Source organism: Rariglobus hedericola (genome assembly GCF_007559335.1).
In the GTDB taxonomy this organism is placed as follows: domain Bacteria; phylum Verrucomicrobiota; class Verrucomicrobiia; order Opitutales; family Opitutaceae; genus Rariglobus; species Rariglobus hedericola.
Window position 1 is genome coordinate 706,277 of record NZ_VMBG01000002.1, and the last position, 19,520, is coordinate 725,796.

The 19,520-nt window shown below is 61.9% G+C and carries 12 protein-coding genes; 7 read left to right on the forward strand and 5 right to left on the reverse strand.

Annotated elements, in window-relative coordinates; all coding sequences use genetic code 11:
- Positions 1–9 precede the first annotated feature (9 nt).
- A complete protein-coding gene (gene metH / locus FPL22_RS13320; protein ID WP_144230897.1) occupies positions 10–3,924 on the reverse strand; it encodes a methionine synthase in 3,915 nt (1,304 codons plus the stop codon).
- Positions 3,925–4,494: 570 nt separating this feature from the next.
- Between metH and FPL22_RS13325 the strand changes: the two genes are divergently transcribed.
- The 7 genes from FPL22_RS13325 to FPL22_RS13355 all read left to right on the forward strand — a co-directional run bounded on the left by FPL22_RS13325 (position 4,495) and on the right by FPL22_RS13355 (position 14,302).
- Entirely contained in the window at positions 4,495–6,510 is a 2,016-nt protein-coding gene (locus FPL22_RS13325; protein WP_144230898.1) for a TonB-dependent receptor, read from the forward strand.
- 187 nt (positions 6,511–6,697) lie between these two features.
- Positions 6,698–7,534 (forward strand): ABC transporter substrate-binding protein, encoded by an 837-nt coding sequence (locus FPL22_RS13330; RefSeq protein ID WP_144230899.1) that lies wholly within the window; start codon positions 6,698–6,700, stop codon positions 7,532–7,534.
- Positions 7,531–8,508 (forward strand): FecCD family ABC transporter permease, encoded by a 978-nt coding sequence (locus FPL22_RS13335; RefSeq protein WP_144230900.1) that lies wholly within the window; start codon positions 7,531–7,533, stop codon positions 8,506–8,508. Before FPL22_RS13330 ends, FPL22_RS13335 begins: the two co-directional genes overlap by 4 nt.
- 175 nt (positions 8,509–8,683) lie before the next feature.
- Entirely contained in the window at positions 8,684–9,400 is a 717-nt protein-coding gene (locus tag FPL22_RS13340; RefSeq protein WP_144230901.1) for an ABC transporter ATP-binding protein, read from the forward strand.
- 191 nt (positions 9,401–9,591) lie between these two features.
- The gene (locus FPL22_RS13345; protein ID WP_162525311.1) at positions 9,592–11,859 is read left to right on the forward strand and encodes a PAS domain S-box protein; all 2,268 of its coding nucleotides are present in this window, start codon (positions 9,592–9,594) and stop codon (positions 11,857–11,859) included.
- Positions 11,856–12,248 (forward strand): response regulator, encoded by a 393-nt coding sequence (locus tag FPL22_RS13350; protein WP_144230903.1) that lies wholly within the window; start codon positions 11,856–11,858, stop codon positions 12,246–12,248. Before FPL22_RS13345 ends, FPL22_RS13350 begins: the two co-directional genes overlap by 4 nt.
- Positions 12,245–14,302: an ATP-binding response regulator gene (locus FPL22_RS13355; protein WP_144230904.1), complete on the forward strand. Its 2,058-nt coding sequence runs from the start codon at positions 12,245–12,247 to the stop codon at positions 14,300–14,302. Before FPL22_RS13350 ends, FPL22_RS13355 begins: the two co-directional genes overlap by 4 nt.
- A gap of 7 nt (positions 14,303–14,309) precedes the next feature.
- Here FPL22_RS13355 and FPL22_RS13360 read toward each other — a convergent pair whose 3' ends face one another.
- From FPL22_RS13360 to atzF, 4 genes are all read right to left on the reverse strand, one after another.
- Positions 14,310–14,711 (reverse strand): hypothetical protein, encoded by a 402-nt coding sequence (locus FPL22_RS13360; protein WP_144230905.1) that lies wholly within the window; start codon positions 14,709–14,711, stop codon positions 14,310–14,312.
- A gap of 8 nt (positions 14,712–14,719) precedes the next feature.
- Entirely contained in the window at positions 14,720–16,549 is a 1,830-nt protein-coding gene (gene recQ, locus FPL22_RS13365) for a DNA helicase RecQ (RefSeq protein WP_144230906.1), read from the reverse strand.
- Positions 16,550–16,852: 303 nt separating this feature from the next.
- A complete protein-coding gene (locus tag FPL22_RS13370) occupies positions 16,853–17,584 on the reverse strand; it encodes an RNA polymerase sigma factor (RefSeq protein WP_144230907.1) in 732 nt (243 codons plus the stop codon).
- Positions 17,585–17,786: 202 nt separating this feature from the next.
- Complete coding sequence (gene atzF / locus FPL22_RS13375) at positions 17,787–19,514, reverse strand: allophanate hydrolase (RefSeq protein ID WP_144230908.1); 1,728 nt, start codon at positions 19,512–19,514, stop codon at positions 17,787–17,789.
- Positions 19,515–19,520: the final 6 nt, after the last annotated feature.

Here is a 19,520-nt window from a genome sequence, read left to right on the forward strand (position 1 = left end):
ATGAGCGTTTTAGCTCGGGTCGTAGTCGAGGTAGGAGCCGAGCCAGCGTTCGTGTTCGACGAGGGGAATGCCGGTGCGGGTGGCGTAGTCTTCGAGTTGGTCTTTACCTAGCTTTCCGACGGCGAAATATTTCGACTCGGGGTGGTTGAAGTAGAAACCACTCACGCTGCTGGCGGGATACATGGCGCAGCTTTCGGTGAGGTTGATGCCGATTTCGCGCTCCACCGGAACGAGGTTCCAGATTTGGGGTTTGTGGCGGTGGTCGGGGCACGCGGGGTAGCCGGGGGCCGGACGGATGCCGCGGTATTTTTCGCGGATGATGTCGTAGGGACTTAGGTTTTCGGTGAGGCCGAAGCCGCTGAGGTCGCGTTCTTTTTTGTGGAAGAACTCGGCCATCGCTTCGGCGATGCGGTCACCCAGCGCTTGCACCATGATCGCGTTGTAGTCGTCGCCGGCGGCTTTGAATTCGTGGGAGAAGGTTTCGACTCCCGGTCCCGCCGTGACAGCGAATTGGCCGAGGTAGTCGGGGCGTCCGCTGGACTTCGGCGCGATGTAGTCGGCGAGGCAGTGGTTGAACTGGTCGGCGGGTTTTTCCTGTTGCTGGCGGAGGAAGTGGAAGGTGTGCAGAACCTCGGTGCGGGATTCGTCGGTGTAGATTTCGACGGAGTCGCCGACGCTGTTGGCGGGCCAGAAGGTTTGGATGGCCTGCGGCTGGAAACGGTTCTCGGCGATGATGCGCTCGAAGAGGGCTTGGGCGTCGTTGAAGAGTTTGGTGGCTTCGACGCCGACGACTTCGTCGGTGAGGATTTGCGGGTAGCGTCCGTGGAGTTCCCAGGCGCTGAAGAACGGACCCCAGTCGATGAACTCTTTTTCGAGGAGTTCTTTCACGGAGGCGTCGCGGAAAACCTGTGTGCCGAGGAAGGCGGGCTTGGGGATGTCGATGGCGGCCCAGTCGAACTTTTGGGCGCGGTCGCGGGCGGTCTCGATTGAGAGGAGCGGTTTGCGTTCGCGGCGGTTGGCGAAGTCGGAGCGGGACTTTTCCTGCTTGGCGCGGATGTCGGCGACGTAGGCGGGTTTGTTGTCGGGGTTGAGGAGTTGGGAGACGACGCCGATGACGCGTGAGGCGTCGAGCACGTGGATGACGGGTTCGGAATAGTGCGGGGCGATTTTGACAGCGTTGTGCGCTGCGGAGGTGGTGGCGCCGCCGATGAGGAGCGGGATCTTAAAACCCTGGCGTTCCATTTCTTTGGCGTTGTGGACCATCTCGTCGAGGGACGGCGTGATGAGTCCGGAGAGGCCGATGATGTCGGCGTTTTTCTCCTTGGCGGCGGCGAGGATTTTTTCGCACGAGACCATGACGCCCATGTCGATGACCTCGTAATTATTACAGGCGAGGACGACGCCGACGATGTTCTTGCCGATGTCGTGCACGTCGCCTTTGACGGTCGCCATGATGATCTTGCCCTGGGCTTTGGCTACGCCGCCGGAAGCGATGAGCGCGGCTTTTTCGGCCTCCATGTAGGGCTGCAAGTAGGCGACGGCTTTCTTCATGACGCGGGCGCTTTTGACGACCTGCGGGAGAAACATTTTGCCGGCACCGAAGAGGTCGCCGACGACGCGCATGCCGTCCATGAGCGGGCCTTCGATGATGGTGAGGGGCTTGCCGTATTTCTGGCGGGCTTCCTCGGTGTCGGTGTCGATAAACTGGTCGATGCCTTTCACGAGGGCGTGCGAGAGGCGTTCTTCGACGGTGCCCTTGCGCCAGGTTTCCTCGACCTTGGTGTCCTCGGCTTTGGTGCCGGAAGCGGACGCTTTGAGTTTTTCGCCGTATTCGACGAGGCGTTCGGTGGAGTCGGGGCGGCGGTTGAGGATGACGTCTTCGACGAGGACGAGGAGTTCAGGTTCAACCTCTTCGTAAACTTCGAGCATCGACGGGTTGACGATGCCCATGTCCATGCCGGCCTTGATGGCGTGGTAGAGGAACGCGGCGTGCATGGCTTCGCGCACGGGGTTGTTGCCGCGGAAGCTGAAGGAGACGTTGGAGACGCCGCCGCTGACTTTGGCGTGGGGGAGGTTGGCTTTGATCCAGCGAGTGGCCTCGATGAAATCGACGGCGTAGTTGTTGTGCTCCTCGATGCCGGTGCCGACGGTGAGAATGTTGGGATCGAAGATGATGTCTTCGGGCGGGAAACCGACCTGATCGACGAGGAGGCGGTAGGCGCGTTCGCAGATGCGGATTTTTTCGGCGTAGGAAGCGGCTTGTCCGTTTTCGTCGAAGGCCATGACGACGACGGCGGCACCGTAGCGGAGGATGGCGCGGGCTTGCTCGAGGAATTTGGCTTCTCCTTCTTTAAGCGAGATGGAGTTTACGATGCCTTTGCCCTGAAGACATTTCAGGCCGGCTTCGATGACCTCCCATTTGGAGGAGTCCACCATGATGGGGACTTTGGCGATCTCGGGCTCGGAGCCGATGAGCTGGAGGAAGCGCGTCATGGCGGCGACGCCGTCGATGAGACCGTCGTCCATGCACACGTCGATGACGTTGGCACCGTTGTCGACTTGTTGGCGGGCGACGGAGACGGCTTCCTCGTAGTTTCCGGCTTTGACGAGCTTGGCGAATTTGGGGGAGCCGGCGACGTTGGTGCGTTCGCCGACCATCAAGTAGGAGCCGAGCTGCTGAGTAAAGGGAAGCGAGCCGGACAGCTTCAGTGGGAGCGCTGATAGCTGAGAGTTGATAGCTGAGAGATCGGCGGCGGAGGCGACGGGGGATTTCGGACCGGGGTCAGCGACCCCGGCTACAACGGAGGAGGGGACGCGGGTGGCGATGGGTTTGCGTGGGGACTTGGGGGCGAGGGCTTGGGCGATCGCGGCGATGTGTTCGGGGGTGTTGCCGCAGCAGCCGCCGGCGATGTTGCACAGGTGGCTGTCGGCGAATTCGCCCATGTAGCGCGCCATGTCGGCGGGCTCGAGGTCGAAGCCGGTGGGCGTGAGCGGATTCGGCAGGCCGGCGTTCGGGTAGGCGGAGATGAAGGTGTCGGGGGCTTTCTCGGCGAGTTCCGCGAGGAACGGCCGCATGAGGTCGGGGCCGATGGAACAGTTAAGGCCGATGGAGAGCGGTTGATGGCTGCGGACGGCGCTCCAGAGCGCCTCGACGGTTTGCGCGGAGATCATGGTCTCGCCGCCGCGACCGACGGCGGCGGAGATCATCAGCGGGAGGCGGATGTTGTCCTCGGCGAAGACTTCCTCGATGGCGACGAGGGCGGCCTTGGCATTGAGGGAATCGAAGATGGTTTCGACGAGAAGCAGGTCGGAGCCGCCGGCGATGAGGGAGCGGATCTGGCGGCGGTAGTCGGCTTTGACCTGATCGAACGTGATGACGCGGAAGCCGGCGTCGTCGGCGTCGGGAGAGTTGGAGAGGGAAACCGTGAGCGGACCGATGGCGCCGGCGACGTAGCGGCGGCGGCCGGTGGCGTTGGCGATGCGGTCGGCCCACTCGCGGCACTGGCGGGCGGACTGGAAGTTGATGTCGTGGGCGAGTTCCTGGAGAAATTTGTTTTCGATCACGCCCTGGTAGAATGCGGGATCTTTTCGTCCGCCGTGCTCGCGGGGGTCTTCGATGAAGAACTCGCTTTGGCCGATGCTGGTAGCAGAGAAAGTGTTAGTCTCTATGATGTCGGCTCCGGCCTCGAGGAAGCGGCGGTGGATGTCGCCGATCTCGGTCGGGCGGGTGAGCGAGTAGATGTCGCCGTTGTTTTTGAGATCCTTGGGGGCGTCTTTGAAGCGGTCGCCGCGGGCCTGCTCCTCGGTGATGTTGTAGGAGCGGATGGTCGTGCCCATCGCGCCGTCGATGATGGCGACGCGCTCGGAGAGGAGGCGGCGGAGATCGATTTCGGCGGAGGAGATTTTGGGCGAGGCTGACGACATGGCTTGAGAGGGTTTAACGCAAAAAAGGGAACGCAATGGCGCGGTAAATGCAAGAAACATATCCTCGTATGCGGATGTGTTGATATGTTTTATGGATTGGGGCTTGATTCGCGAAGGACGGGGCAACAGCTTCCGCGTGGTTCGTCGTTCTTTTTAATCACTTTGCAGAGGCGGAGAAGGCCGTGAGAACCGGCCACAGTTGCGCTGCGGTATCGCATCAATCCAGACCCACAACCCGTGCCTTCAGGCGCACGGGTCCAAAGCCAATCGAGACGCGAGTCTCGGTGAAGGCGAGGGGCGAGGACGCACGACTCCCTGTCAGCCAGGCTCGTTTGTAACTTATTAAGTTACAAACCGGCTTGGGCCGCAGGAGGTCGGGCCACATATGCGGAGTCCGAACATCCTCTTTGCGGAGTCTCACCTGTCTCGATGCGATTGCGCGCAGCGGGACGTTTCCTTCATCGCAAAAATGAAGCGTGAGAGTAGCTGCTTTTTCGGACCGGGGTCAGCGACCCCGGCTACATTTTCCGGAAGGGGCCTGCTCTTGCCTTGGCCAGTAGCAGACTTCCTATGAACAGCTCTTTGCGCGCCCGTATTCCGGGTCGCCTTTTCCTCGCGTGCGCCGTTGTGGCGCCGCTCGTTTCCTTGCGCGCTGACGTCGACTCCGCGTCGGATAAAAATAATCCGCCCATCCAATTGCCCGAGGTGGTCGTCACCGCGCGCCGCGTGCCGGAAAATCCGCTCAACGTCCCTGCCTACACGCAGGTCATCACGCGCGACCAGATCCGCGAGAGCGGCGCGACCAATCTCATCGACCTGCTCGAGAGCCAGGCGAACTTGCAGTTCAATTCCTTCGTGAGCAGCCCGACCAGCGCGAACATCTCGTTGCGCGGCACCGGCGGCTCCAGCGCGATCGGCAACGGCCGCACGCTCGTCCTCCTTGACGGCATCCGTACGAATCGTCCCGACCAAGGCCAGTTCAACTGGCTCCAGTTCAACCTCCAGTCCATCGAGTCGGTCGAGGTCATCCAAGGTCCGCAGGGCGCGTTCTACGGCGACAACGCCGTGGGCGGCGTCATCAAAATCAACACGCTCGGTGCTCCCGCGAAAAGCGGTGGCGGCGCGCAGGTGCTCGTCGGCAGCGAGGGCACGTTTAAAATTTCCGGCGGCTACACCGAGCGTGTGGGCAAGGCGTGGGCGACGCTCTCGGGCGGTTACGATACGTCGGACGGCTATCGCGATCACTCGGGTTACGAGAATAAATATGCGACGCTCGGCTTCGGTTACGACAATCAGAAGAACTCTGTCACGCGCTTGAATCTGTCGTATCAGGACACTGAGTTCGATCAGCCCGGCGCGCTCACGAAGGCTCAGCTGGATCAGGACCCGACGCAGATTGGCACATCGATCGGCAACGGCACGACTGAATATCGCCGCATCGCCGTGAGCAACGAATACGGCGCGGCGGATGCCCCGGTTAAACTCCTCACCGACGCCGGCGTGAGTCTGGCTGACGAGTATTTCAACGCGTTTGCCGACCTCCCGTTCGCGACCCAATACAACCGCGATCTCGAAGGTTATTTCTTCGCACCAAAACTGCGCATCACGACGGATGATTTCACGTTCACGCCGGGCATCGATGTGAACCACGACCGTGTTGACGTGGTCGGCACCACGCCGGTGGACAGCACCGTGAAACGCTTCGTGTTGAGCCCGTATTTGCTCTCCGAATGGCGAGCGAGCGAGCAGTTCACTTTCTCAGCAGGCTATCGCCACGAGTGGAATAAAACCGAGGCCCGCGAGCGCGTGGTCAACGATACCGGCGAGCGTCGCGACACGGCGGATGCATGGCAGCTGGCGGTGAACTACCGTCCGACCGAGACGCTGCGTTTTTATGCGAAATACGACCGCACCTATCGTTTCCCCGCGACCGACGAGATGGCATATTACCAGGGTTTCCCGTCGCCGGTTTTCTTCGATGCGAATCTGAAGCCCGAGACGAGCGACAACTTCGAAGTCGGCGCCAACGTGAAGCGCGACGGCTGGAATGGCGGCGTCTCCACTTATTATCTGAAAACCGAGGACGAGATTTTCTTCAACGGTTTCCCCGTCTTCCAAAACCAGAATCTGCCCGAGACGCGTCGCGTGGGCGCGCAGGCGAATGTCGGCTACACGGCGAAGATCGCGGGCTTCCGTTCGCAGATCGATTTCGTGGACGCGGACCTCGTTAAAGGCGCGGGCACGGTGTTGACCGGGCCGCTGCGTCAGGTGCCCGAGTGGCGTCTCACCAACACGGTGTTCGTGAAGCCGGTCGAGAACTGGACGCTCAGCGTGACGCACCGCCATCTGGGCGAAAGTTACATGGATGATTTCTACGCGACGACGAATCCGCCCAAGGTGAAATCCGAGGAAGTGTTCGATGCGAAGATCACCTTCCGGGCGACGACAAACTGGAGCGTGTATGCGGGCGTGAACAACATCTTCGACCGCACCACGGTGTCGTATGCGTCCACGTCGTTTGGCACGGATTCGTATTATCCGGGACTGGGCCGCTTTATTTATACTGGGGCTTCGGTGCAGTTCTAATCAGGGTGTGTTTATGCAATACCTTAGGGCGTCGAACTCTGCGAGTGAGCGGGAAACAGGATTGGGCCGGCGTTGGCCTCGGTGGCACGGGCCTCTGGCCCGCCTCCACCTCGGCCGCCTTGGCCGAACCCCGTTTCCCACTCACGCCGACCTAATTTATTTCATAAAAACACCCTAAGGTGCTCCCATGATTCGGCTGCTCATTCTCTTTATCTGTCTGTCGGAGCTCGCGCACGCGGTGACGCCGGTGCGTGTGGTTTCGCAGACGGTGGGGACGGATGAGCTGCTCATCGCGTTGGCCGAGCCGGCGCAGATCGCGGCGCTGAGCCATATCTCAAAGCAGGCGGAGTTCTCTTCAGTGGCAGAGCAGGCGAAGGCGTATCCGAGCATCTCGGCGGGCGACAGCGAGGCGATCCTGCGCTATAAACCGACACTGGTGCTGTTTGCCGATTACAGCCGCGCGGAACTCGTCGCGAACGTGAAAAAGACAGGTGTGCGCGTGATCGTGTTCGATCGTTACGCGACGCTGGCGGATGTGTATTCAAATTTAAGGACGCTTGGGAAGGAACTCGGGCGCGAGGCGCGGGCGGAAGAATTAATCGCTGAGTGCGAGGCGCGGATGGCGCGGTTGCGGGAAAAGTTAAAGGGCGTGAAACCGGTGCGCGTGGTGAACGCCTCGACGTATGGGCTGTTGTCGGGGGCGGGGACGACGTTTCAAGATTTGTGTGATCATGCGGGGGCGGAAAATCTGGCGACGACGTTGGGCGGGATGAAGGGCGTCGCGCCGGAAGTGTCGGAGAAAATGCTGGTGTGGCCGATTGATGCCGTGGTGCTGGGCGGTGAGGGAACGGTGGAGGAGGCGTTGGCGCCGCTGCGGGGAATTTTGCCGTATCGGCATGTCGCGGCGGTGAAAAACGGGCGCGCGGTGGTGTTGCCCTCGGCATTGCTGGCGAGCGTTTCGCATCATCGCATCGAGGCGTATGAACGGCTCGCACGCGGGTTGCATCCGGAGGTGTTCAAGTGACGCGACGCGGCGAACAACGCTGGGTCCTGCCGGCGCTGGGCGCGGTGTTGATCGTGCTGGTGTTCGTGTCGCTGGGCTGGGGCGAGCTGGAATTTTCATGGGCGCAGTTGTGGGCCGGATTGACGGGCGCGGATGAATTGGCGCGGACGGTGTTGCTGGATCTGCGACTGCCGCGGGTGATCACGGGCGTGTTGACGGGCGCGGCGCTGGCGGCGGGCGGGTTGATCATGCAGGCGTATTTTCGAAACAGCCTGGCGAGCCCGGATCTGCTCGGCGTGAGCAGCGGCGCGGCGGCGGGCGCGGTGTCCGCGATCGTGTGGGGCTGGACGCTGGCGGGGCTCTGGGTGCTGCCGTTGACGGCGGTGGCGGGCGCGGTGGTGGCAACGCTGGCGGTGCTGGTGCTGGCGAAGCGAGGGGCGAGCAGCGAACGCTTGTTGCTGGCCGGCGTGGCGCTCAACGCGTTGCTCGGCGCGGTGACGAGTTACCAGTTGTCGCACGGCGTGGCGTTGTGGGAACGCAACGCGCAGCTGCTATTCTGGCTGCTCGGCGGATTGGAAGATCGCAGCTGGTTGCACGTGCTGGCTGCGCTGCCGATTCTGGTGGCGGCGGCGGTGTTGTGGCCGCTCGGGCGGCAGATGGATTTGCTGAGTCTCGGTGAGACGGAGGCGCAGAGTCTGGGCGTGGATGTGAAGCGGTTGCGGCGCGTGTTGCTGGCCCTGGCGACGGTGCTGGCGGCGACGGCGACGTCTGTGGCGGGCATCGTGGGCTTTGTGGGGTTGGTGGTGCCGCACGGGTTACGGTTGATCGTCGGTCCTGAACACCGGCGGTTGGTGCCGCTGTGTCTGGTAGGTGGCGCGGTGTTTGTGCTCGGGTGTGATTTGGTGGGGCGGCTCGGTGGCGGGCTGCGGTTGGGGATCGTGACGGCGTTGATCGGCGGACCGTTTTTTCTGTGGCTGTTGAGGAGGCGCGCGTGATGACGACGATGATAACGAATTTTTTAACCGCAGATTGCGCAGATGGGCGCAGATATCGGAGTTGTTTCACAGAGGCGGAAGGAGTGAGCACAGAGCTTCACAGAGTTCGGAGGGATGGGACTCGGTGGAACTCGGTGCAGCCTCTGGCTTGGCTCTGTGACGAAGGTCTAAATCGATGAACGCACTGACATTAAAAAATGTGAGCGTGGCGGGGCGGTTGACGGACGTGAGTCTGGAGCTGCCGGGCGGGGCGTTGGTCGGATTGGTCGGGCCAAATGGATCGGGGAAATCCACGTTGCTGCAGGCGGCGGCGGGGTTGCTGCCGATGTCGGCGGGTGAAGTATCGTGGGGGGAGGTGAAGGTGGAAAAAGTTGCGATTATGGAGCGGGCTCGACGGCTGGCTTGGGTGCCGCAGGAGGCGCGATTTGAGTTTGGGTTTTCGGTGCGCGCGGTCGTGCAGCAAGGGCGCTACGCGCACGGTGATGACGATACGGGCGTCGAAGCGGCACTGACGCGGTTTGATTTGATGGGACTGGCGGAGCGTCCGGTGAACCAGTTGTCGGGCGGGGAGCGTCAGCGCGTGATGCTGGCGCGGGCGCTGGTGACGGGGGCGAAGTTGCAGTTGTGGGACGAACCGCTGGCATCGCTCGATCCCCGGCATGGGTTGGAAGTGTTGATGCTGGCCAACGAACTCAAGGAGGTGGGCACGACGGTAGTGATGTCGCTGCACGACCTGCGGGTGGCGCATTGCCTGGACCTGGTGGTCGTGTTGAGCGGGCGAAAAGTGAGGGCGGTGGGAAAACCGCGCGAGGTGCTGACGCCTGAATTGTTGCGCGAGGTATTCGGCGTGACGGCGCGAATGGGCGAGACGTTGATCCTCGAATTATCGTGAGCTGAAGGTTTCGGCTCGAAATCCGCAGCGAGGTCGGGAATGCTCAAGTTCATGCCCATGAACGTATCGCAGTGTTGCGGTCGGATGAAAAAGAAACGGGCGAGGGGAGGCGTGGCATGCCTGTAAGCGCTTCCGGACCCACGATGCGGATATTACGCCGGCTGCGTTCACCGGCGGGATGGATTACGGGCGTGTATGCGGTGGTCGCGACGCTGTGGATTTTTTTGTCGGACCGGGCGTTGGGTTTATGGGTGGCAGATCCGGCGCGGCTGGTTGAGCTGAGTGTTTACAAGGGCTGCGCTTTTGTGGCGGTGACGTCGGTTTTGCTGCTGCTTTTGATGCGGTATGCGTTCGGCACGGCGGAGTCGCGGTATGCGACGCTGCGTGAGCAGGAGCGCGAAATCCGCCGGCTCAACCGCCTCAACGCAGCGCTGGGACACATCAACCAGGCGATCGTCCGCCTGCCGGTGCGTGAGGAGCTTTTCAAGCGGGTGTGCGACGTGCTCGTCGAGCAGGGCGGGTTCCGGCTGGCTTGGATCGGCTGGCGTAATCCCGAGACGGAGCGACTGGAGCCGCTGGGCGTGGCGGGCGATGAAAACGACTACATCAAAAACATCCAGGTCTATGCCGACGAGCGGCCCGAGGGGATGGGACCGTCGGGCCGGGCGTTTCGCAGCAAGCATGCGTATGTCTGCAACGACATGCTGAACGACGAGGCCACGAGCCCATGGCGAGCGGAGTTGATCCGCCGCCGGTTTCGGGCGTCGGTGGCGATTCCGATCCGGGTCGATGATCAGGTGGGCGGCGTGCTCAGCGTTTACTCCGACGAGAAGGATTTTTTTCAGGACAAGGAAATGGCACTCTTAAACGAAGCTGCCACCGACATCGCCTTCGCGCTGGCAAACCTCGCGCGTGAGAATGAACGCCATGCGGCGGAGTTGCGGGCGCAGAACGAGCGGAGGTTCTCGGACACGATGATAGAGAGCATGCCGGGCATTCTGTATTTCTACGATATGGACGGGCGGTTCCTGCGGTGGAATCGCAACTTTGAACGCGTCTCGGGTTACTCGGGTGAACAACTCGCGGGCATGCAGCCGCTCGATTTTTTTGCAGCGGAGGACAAGCCCGCCCTGGAGCAACGCATCGGTGAGGTGTTCAGACTCGGGGAGTCCTCGATCGAGGCGCCCTTTTTGTCGAAGGACGGCGGCAAGACGCCGTATTTTTTCACGGGGCGGCGCGTGGAATCGGAAGGGCGGCTTTGCCTGGTCGGCGTGGGTATCGACATCACCGAGCGCAAGCGTGCCGAGGAGGCGTTGCATACGAGCGAAGAACGCTACCGCAGCACGCTCGACAGCATTCTGGAAGGGTGCCAGCTGCTCGGGCACGACTGGCGGTATCTTTATCTGAACAACGCGGCGGCCATTCAAAATCGCCGGCCGAACGCGGAATTGCTGGGCCGGACGATGTCCGAGGCGTGGCCGGGCATCGAGGACAGTCCGGTTTTTGCGATGCTCAAGATCTGTCTGGAGCAGCGCGTGGCGCTTCACGATGAGATCGAGTTCCGGTTCATGGACGGGACAAGCGGGTGGTTTGACGTGCGATGCCAGCCGGTGCCGGAGGGCATCTTTGTGCTGTCGATCGACATCACAGAGCGGAAAAAAGCGGAGGATGCGTTGCGGGAACTCAACGTGAACCTGGAGCACAAGGTCGTGGCGCGCACCGATGAGTTGCGGGCGGCGCTGGTGCGGGCGGAGGCGGCGGACCGGCTCAAATCGGCATTCCTCGCGACGATGTCGCACGAGCTGCGCACGCCGCTCAACTCCATCATCGGCTTCACCGGCATCGTGCTTCAGGGGCTCGCCGGCCCGCTGAACGCCGAGCAAACCAAACAACTCGGCATGGTGCGCGGCAGTGCGCGGCACCTGCTCGAGTTGATCAATGACGTGCTCGACATCTCGAAGATCGAGGCGGGCCAGCTGGAGGTGCGCGCGGAGCCGTTTGATTTGCGCGAGTCGGTTGAGCGCGTGGCGGCCTCGGTGCGGCCGCTGGCCGAAAAGAAAGGCCTGGAGCTGGTGGTGCAGTTCCCGCCGGGTCCGGGTGCGATGACCGGTGACCGGCGGCGGGTGGAGCAGGTGCTGATCAACCTGCTCAACAACGCCATCAAGTTTACCGACCAAGGGAGGGTGAAGCTCGACGTCGAAGGGCTTGCCTCGACGGTGCGCCTGCGTGTGACGGACACTGGCATCGGCATAAAGCCGCACGACCTCGCCACGTTGTTCCAGCCGTTCCGCCAGATCGACACGGGGCTCTCGCGCCAGCATGAAGGCACGGGACTCGGGCTCGCTATCTGCCGCCGGCTGGTCATGTTGATGGGCGGCGAAATTACGGCATCCAGCGAGTGGTCTCGTGGCAGCGATTTTATGGTTACCCTTCCGCTTCAACCCCAAGCAGAGTCATGAGCCGCAACGTCCTCCTCATCGAAGACAACGAGCAGAACCGCTACCTCGCGACGTTTCTGCTGGAGAAAAACGGATACAACGTGACCGCTGCGTTCGATGGTCCGGGCGGGGTCGAACTCGCGCAAACGCTCCGGCCCGATCTCGTCTTGCTGGATATCCAGCTGCCCGGCATGGACGGCTACGCGGTGGCCCGGGCGTTGCGCCGGATCGAGGCATTGCAGGCCACGCCGATCATCGCGGTGACGTCGTATGCGATGGTGGGCGACCGGGAGAAATCACTGGAGTCCGGTTGCAACGGCTACATCGAGAAACCGATCAATCCCGACACATTTGTGGCGGAGATCGAACGCTTCGTCGGTCCAACGTCTTCGTCCACACCCCCATCATGACGCGCGTTCTCATCGTCGACGACAAGGAGGAGAATGTTTATTACCTGCAGGCGCTGCTCACCGGCCACGGCTTTGAGGTCGAGACGGCGCGGCACGGTGCCGAGGCGCTGGTCAAGGCGCGCCAGCATCCGCCCGAGCTGATCGTGTCAGATCTGCTCATGCCGGTGATGGACGGTTACACGCTGCTGCGACATTGGAAATCGGATGCCGCACTGCGGTTGATTCCCTTCATCGTTTACACGGCGACCTATACGGAGGAGCAGGACGAGAAACTGGCGTTCAGTCTCGGCGCGGACGCGTTTATTCTGAAGCCGGCGGAGCCGGAGGATTTTCTGACGCGCATTCGCACGGTGCAATCCGCCCCGGCGGTGGCGCAGCCCGTGACGCATTTCGACTCGGTCGGCGGCGAGCAGGACACGCTGAAAATCTATAGCGAGACGCTCATTCGGAAACTGGAGGAAAAGACGCTGCAACTGGAGCAGAGCAACCAGGCGTTGCAGAAGGACATCGCCGAGCGCACGCGGATGGAGGAGAGCCTGCGCGAGAGCGAAGAACGCTTCCGCGCGACCTTCGAGCAGGCGGCGGTGGGCATCGCGCACGTGGGCGTGGACGGACGCTTTTTGCGGGTGAACGACAAGCTCTGCGAGATCACCGGGTATCCGCGGGAGGAGTTGCTGCGCCTCACCTTCATCGAACTCACGATGCATGAAGACCGCGTGGCGGGCGACCAGGCGCGCCTGGAGATGCTGGGCCACGCGCGGACGGATTTTTCCGCGGAAAAACGCTACCTGCGCAAGAACGGCGCCGTGTTCTGGGTGAGCGTGGTCACGACGCTGTTGCGCGATCATCAGGGCGCGGCGAAATACTTCATCTCGGTGATCGCCGACATCACCGAGCGGAAAACGCTGGAGCAGCAGTTTCTGCGGGCGCAGCGCATGGAAAGCATCGGCACGCTGGCCGGCGGCATAGCGCATGACCTGAACAATCTGCTCGCCCCGATCATGATGGGCGTGGAGCTGCTGCGCTTCAACAGCATCGACCCCAAGACGGCCAAGATGATCGACAACATGGAGCGGAGCGCGAAACGCGCCGCCAGCCTGGTGCGCCAGGTGCTCTCTTTTGCACGCGGTGTCGACGGCCAGCGCGTGCTGATTCAAGTGCGGCACATCATCAACGAAGTCGAAGCCATCATCGAAAGCACCTTCCCGAAAAATATCAGGCTGGAGAGCAGCCTCGGCGCCGATCTCTGGCCGGTCGTGAGTGATCCGACTCAACTTAACCAGGTCCTCCTCAACCTGTGCGTGAACGCCCGCGATGCCATGCCCGATGGGGGCTGCCTCACGCTGAAGACGTCATGCGCGACACTCGACGAGCAGTCTGCCGCGATGAATCCGGGTGCGACCGCCGGCAGCTATGTTTTGATCGAAGTGGCCGACACGGGTTGCGGCATCCCCAAGAATATTCTGGACCGGATATTCGATCCATTTTTCACCACGAAGGAGCTGGGCAAGGGCACGGGGCTCGGTCTTTCGACCGTGCTGGGCATCGTGCGCAGCCACGAAGGCTTCGTGACTGTTCACAGCGAGCCGGGCGAGGGGACGACGTTTCGCGTCTATCTGCCCGCCCAAGTGGAGGAAGAAGCGGAGGCTCCGGCGCAAGGCGCGATGGATTCGGCTCCATCGGGCGAAGGCCAACTGGTGCTAGTCGTGGATGATGAAAGTTCGATCCGCGACATCATGAAACATACGTTGGAAGCGTTTGGCTATCGTGTGATCACGGCCGAGGACGGGGTGCAGGCGCTGGGGATTTACGTCCTTCAAAGCCGGGAGGTGGCCGTCGTGATCACCGACATGATGATGCCGGCGATGGACGGCCCCATGCTGATTGCCGCGCTGCGCCGCATCAATCCGTCCGTGCGTATCATCGGGGTGAGCGGGCTCAACGCCCAATGCAGTCTGTCCGCAGGGCAGGACGGTGGGGTGAAGCATTTTCTCAACAAGCCCTACACGGCGGAAACCTTGCTGGTGCTGTTAAAAAAAGTGCTCGCCGAGTGAGCACCGGCTAGCGAAGCGCGAGCCAGCCGTAGAAGCTCGTGAAGACGACGAACAAGCCGGTGAGACCGTGGTAGCCGAGCCGCAACCACACGCTTTTCAGATGCGGTGCGAAGTCGTAAGTGCGTTGGAGGAGGAGGCGCGCACCCCAGAATAAAGCGATGTAAGCGCACACCGCGCGCGCCAGCGGAATGCCGGAAGCGAGATCGGGCGCGCAGAAGAGCGAGACGAGTCCGAGTGCGGCGATGGTGACGCCGGTGTAGGCTTGGTAAACGTTGCACATCTGGCGCAGCAGACGGGGCAGGCTTGCGAGTTCTTCATCCCAACGCAGATTGACTGGCGCGTAAAACATCGCGGTGAGCGATACGAGATGCGCGAGGCCGGCGAGACGGATGAGAAGCACGGTATCCACGGGGCGGATCAGTTGTTAAAGGTCATGCGCGAATTGTCCTGGAGGTAGGAGGAGATTTCGCTGGAGAAAACTTCGCTGAATTCGGCGCGTTTTTTCTGACCCATGCCGAAGATGCCGGCCATGGCGTCATCAGATTGTGGATACTCGCGGGCCATCTGGCGGAGCGTGGCGTCGCCAAAGATGACGTAGGCGGGAACCTTGCGTTCGTCGGCGAGTTTTTTGCGGAGGTCGCGCAGGCGGCTGAAGAGGATTTCGTCGCACTCGATGTCGCCCTCGCGGCGGACGACTTTGCGGACTTTGGGCGTCTCCATCGGCTTGGTGAGCGTGAGGGTGCGTTTTTCTTTGAGGAACGCCATGCCGTCGGCGGAGAGCTGGAGCGTGGGGAATTCGCCTTCGCTTTGGGCGAGGAGACCGAGGCGGAGGAGTTCGCGGCCGACACCGGCCCAGACGGGGCGGGGGAAATCTTTGCCGATGCCGTAGGTGGAAATACGATCGTGTTCCCAGCGGCGGATTTTGTCGGTATCGGCGCCGGTGAGGACTTCGCACACGTGGTTGATGCCGACGCCGAAGCGGGAGGCGGCATTGATGCGATAAACACAGGAGAGAAATTTTTGCGCCTGGAGCGTGCCGTCGTAGCGGTCGCGGGGTTCGGAGCAATTGTCGCAGGCGCCGCAGTTATCGAGGGGGAATTTTTCGCCGAAGTAGGCGAGCAATTCGCCTCGACGGCAGCCGGAGCCCTCGGCGTAACGCATGATCTGGCGGAGCTGGTTGCGGGCGACCTGCGCCTCCTGCTCGTTGGTCATCTCATCGATGAAGTGCGTTTGTTTCGCGGCATCGCCGGCGGAGAAAAGCAGCAGGCAATCGCCGGGCAGACCATCGCGTCCCGCACGACCGGTTTCCTGGTAGTAGCCCTCGATGTTTTTGGGGAGATCGTAATGAATGACCCAGCGGACGTTGGGCTTGTTGATACCCATGCCGAACGCGATCGTGGCGCACATGATGCGGACCTCGTCGCGGAGGAAGAGCTCCTGGTTGCGGGCACGTTCGTCGGTGGGGAGGCCGGCGTGGTAGGGGCGGGCGCTGTAGCCCTTGCCGGCGAGGGCCTCGGCGACGCGCTCGGTGGCGGCGCGGGAAGCGCAGTAAACGATGCCGGATTCGTCTTCGCGTTTTTTAACCCAGGCGATGATTTGGTCGGTGGGTTTTTCCTTGGGCGTGACTTTGTAGGTGAGGTTGGGGCGGTTGAAGGACGCGACGAAAACGGACGGATCGCGGAGCTTGAGATGTTTGATGATGTCCACGCGCACGCGCTCGGTGGCGGTGGCCGTGAGAGCCATCAACGGAACGTCGGGCAGGAGTTCGCGGAGCTTCGAAATCTGGCGGTATTCGGGGCGGAAATCGTGACCCCATTCGGAGACACAGTGAGCCTCGTCGATGGCGATGGCGGCGACGTTCCAGGCTTTTAAGTTTTCCTGCCAGTTATCGAGCATGAGACGCTCAGGGGCGACGTAGAGGAGCTTCCATTCGTTGCGATGGAGACCGGCGAGACGCGAGCGGGCTTCGGCCGATGACAACGTGGAATTGAGAAACGTGGCGGCGACGCCGGCGGCTTGGAGTTGGTCCACCTGATCCTTCATCAACGCGATGAGCGGCGACACGACGATGGTCAGGCCGGGGCGGTGAAGAGCGGGGATTTGGAAGCAAAGGGATTTGCCTCCGCCGGTGGGCAGGAGAGCAAACACATCGCGGCCGGCGAGTGAGGTTTCGATGATCGCACGCTGAAGCGGACGGAATTCGGGATAGCCGAAGGTGGTGTGGAGCGTTTGAAGGAGTTCGGGCACGGGAGAATCGAGCCCGAGATTGGGTCCCGTCCGTGATGCCTCAACGGTGAATCGCAGGAAAAATCCGGATATCCCGGACCAGTTTGTAACGTATTAAGTGACAAACTTGCTTGGTTTTACGGCGTAACAAAAAAGCGCGAGGGGCGTTCGGCGCGGTGCGCCACGTCGGCGTTGTCGGCGTAAGGACTCCAAGGACGCAAAAAAACCCGGCGGGATCAGTGATGATCCGCCGGGTCTACACACACTACCTACAAACAAGATTCTATACGGGGTTAATGATCCGTTGCCGGACCAAAGGGGGGGTTAAGCGTAAGCGACGGTATGGTGACCGTGGCTGACGCGGCCGCTCTCGAAGAAGTCGCCGGGAGCGGACTCGGGGCCGAACTCGGGAGCGCAATCGGCGAGGAGCTTGCGGAGGTTTTCGCGAGCACGGGCGATACGGCTCTTAACCGTGCCGACGTTGATGCGAAGGGCCTTCGAGATGTCTTCGTAGGGAAGATCGAGCACGTTGCGCATGGTGAGGATTTCACGGTGCGAGGCGTCGAGTTTGTCCATGCACAAAGAGATCAGGGAAACGAACTCGTTGGTGGTTGTCTCGTGGGCCGGATCGGCTTCCTCGGAAGCGATCAAGTCGGAGAACGTCGCATCGGATTCGTCGGACAACGGACGCTCGAGGGAGAGCGAGTCCTGACGACGACGACGGAAGAAATACCAGTAACGGTTGCGGGAAAGATTGAGCGCGATGCGGTAAAGCCAGGTGGCGAGCGAGGAATCGCCGCGGAAGTTGGCCAGGCCGCGGTGGGCGCGGATGAAGGCGTCCTGAACGATCTCCTCGGCATCGGCGGCGTTGCGGAGAAGGTTGTGGGCGAGACTGAAAAGGCGGCTGTGGTAACGCTGCATGATTTCAACGAAGGCGGCTTCGTCGCCGGCGTTGAAGCGGGTCACGAGGATGGTGTCGTAAGCGGACTCGGCGGCGGATTCAGGTTTGGCCGGAGTGTAAGTGCGGACGGGGCGGGCGGTCGCTTGTGTGTTCATGGGTGGATTCCGTTGAAGTTAAAATGTGTCGAACGGATACCCATATAACTAGACTCGTGCCACCGGCCTTGGGGTTGAGTTAACCTATTCTAAATCATAGGTATAAACATAGGCATCAGGCGGTTTACCTATGCCTCTCTATTGCATAATGCGCGATGGATTTTTCATCCGTCGTGCACGCTGCATGACCAAAAATCCGGTCTCAGCGGGGGCTGCCCAAATAAGCCAGCCAGCCGCCCAAAGAGGAGATGTTGCGAGCGCCGTTGAGGGCGTGAGGTTCGCAGAGAAAGCTTTTGACCCACGTTCCGTCATTCAGTTCGGCATTACCGATAACAAGGGGCGCGGGAACGGCGGCTGTGAAGCGTCCGAAGGCTTCAAGGGTGAGCGCGTAAGTCTCCACCGCGATGGGAGCGCCACCGGATTCATCGGAGGCGATGCGCACGAGTCCGGGTTTGGGCGGCGTGGTGTGGGCGAGCGCGTAAAGTTGGTAACGCGCCGAGGTGGTGGTTGCGGCGAGGAAGCGGGCTCCGAGTGTCGTGAGCTGGTGGTGGAGGGGTTGCCCGCGCAAGTGCGCACCGCAGACGGCGAGCGTGATCTCGGATGCGACTGGCGAGGGCGACGCGGGCGAAGGGGGAGCGGCGGGTTTGTCACTTATTAAGTTACAAACCGGTTGGGTGTTTTCGCCGAGATAGCGGGCGCCGAGGACGAGGAGTTGTGCGTCTTGCCAGGCGGGGGCGATGAACGTGATGCCGAAGCCGGGGCCGAACGTGTAACGACCGGCGGGGACGGTGAGTCCGCAGAGGTCGAGGAGGTTCATGAAATTGTTGTAGCGGCCGAGATTCGAGTTCAGGCGGATCGGATCGGCTTCCATTTCGGCGACGGTGTAGATCGTGCCGGCCGTGGGAGCGACGAGCGCGTCGACGGTGGGGAGGATGGTGTCGGCGGCGCGTCGGAGTTCGGCGAGACGGTAGGTGGCGCGGAAGGCGTCGACGGCGGATGCGGTTTTTCCGCCGAGGATGATTTTGGCGACCGTGGGATCGAGTCCGGCGGCGCGTGCGGCTTCGGGCGTGGCAGAGTGTTGCTCGATGAATTCACCGACGGCCGCATAACGCTCGGCAGTCCACGGGCCTTCGTAGAGGAGGCGTGCGGCGTCGAGGAACGGCGCGAAATCGACCTCGATGATTTCAGCGCCGAGAGCGCGCAGGCGGTCGAGGGCGGTGGCGAACAGCGCAGGCGACTCGGTGTTGCCGAACCACTCGAGCTGATCGGCGCGAGGGGCGCCGAGGCGGGGTTTCCCGGAGGAAGTGTCACCTATTAGGTGACAATTTGGTTTGGGGCGGGAAAAAGGATCGGCGGGGTCGTAGCCTTCGGCGGCGGCGAGGACGCGGGTGGTGGTGGCGATGTCGCGGGCGAAGATCGAGACGCAGTCGAGGGACCGGCAGGCGGGGACGACGCCGCGGGTGGAGAGACGACCCTTGGTGGGTTTGAGTCCGATGATCTGGTTGAAGGCGGCCGGGACGCGTCCGGAGCCGGCGGTGTCGGTGCCGAGGGCGAAATCGACGAGTCCGGAGGCGACGGCGACGGCGGAGCCGCTGGAAGAGCCGCCAGAGATGTAGTCAGAGTTGAATACGCAGCGCGGAGCGCCGTGGGGTGAGCGCGTGCCGACGAGGCCGGTGGCGAATTGGTCGAGGTTGGTCTTGCCGACAGGAAGCGCGCCGGCGGTGAGGAGGTTTTGGACGACGTGGGCGGAGGCGGAGGGAGTGTAGGTGAAGCCCGGGCAGGCGGCGGTCGTGGGGATGCCCACGAGGTCAATGTTGTCTTTGATCGCGAAGGTCAGGCCAGCCAACGGGCCCGTCGAGGCGGTGGGCGTGAAGCGAGCTTGTTCGGCTGTGTTGAGGCGATGAATCCAGATCGCGGTATCGGTGCTCATGTGAAT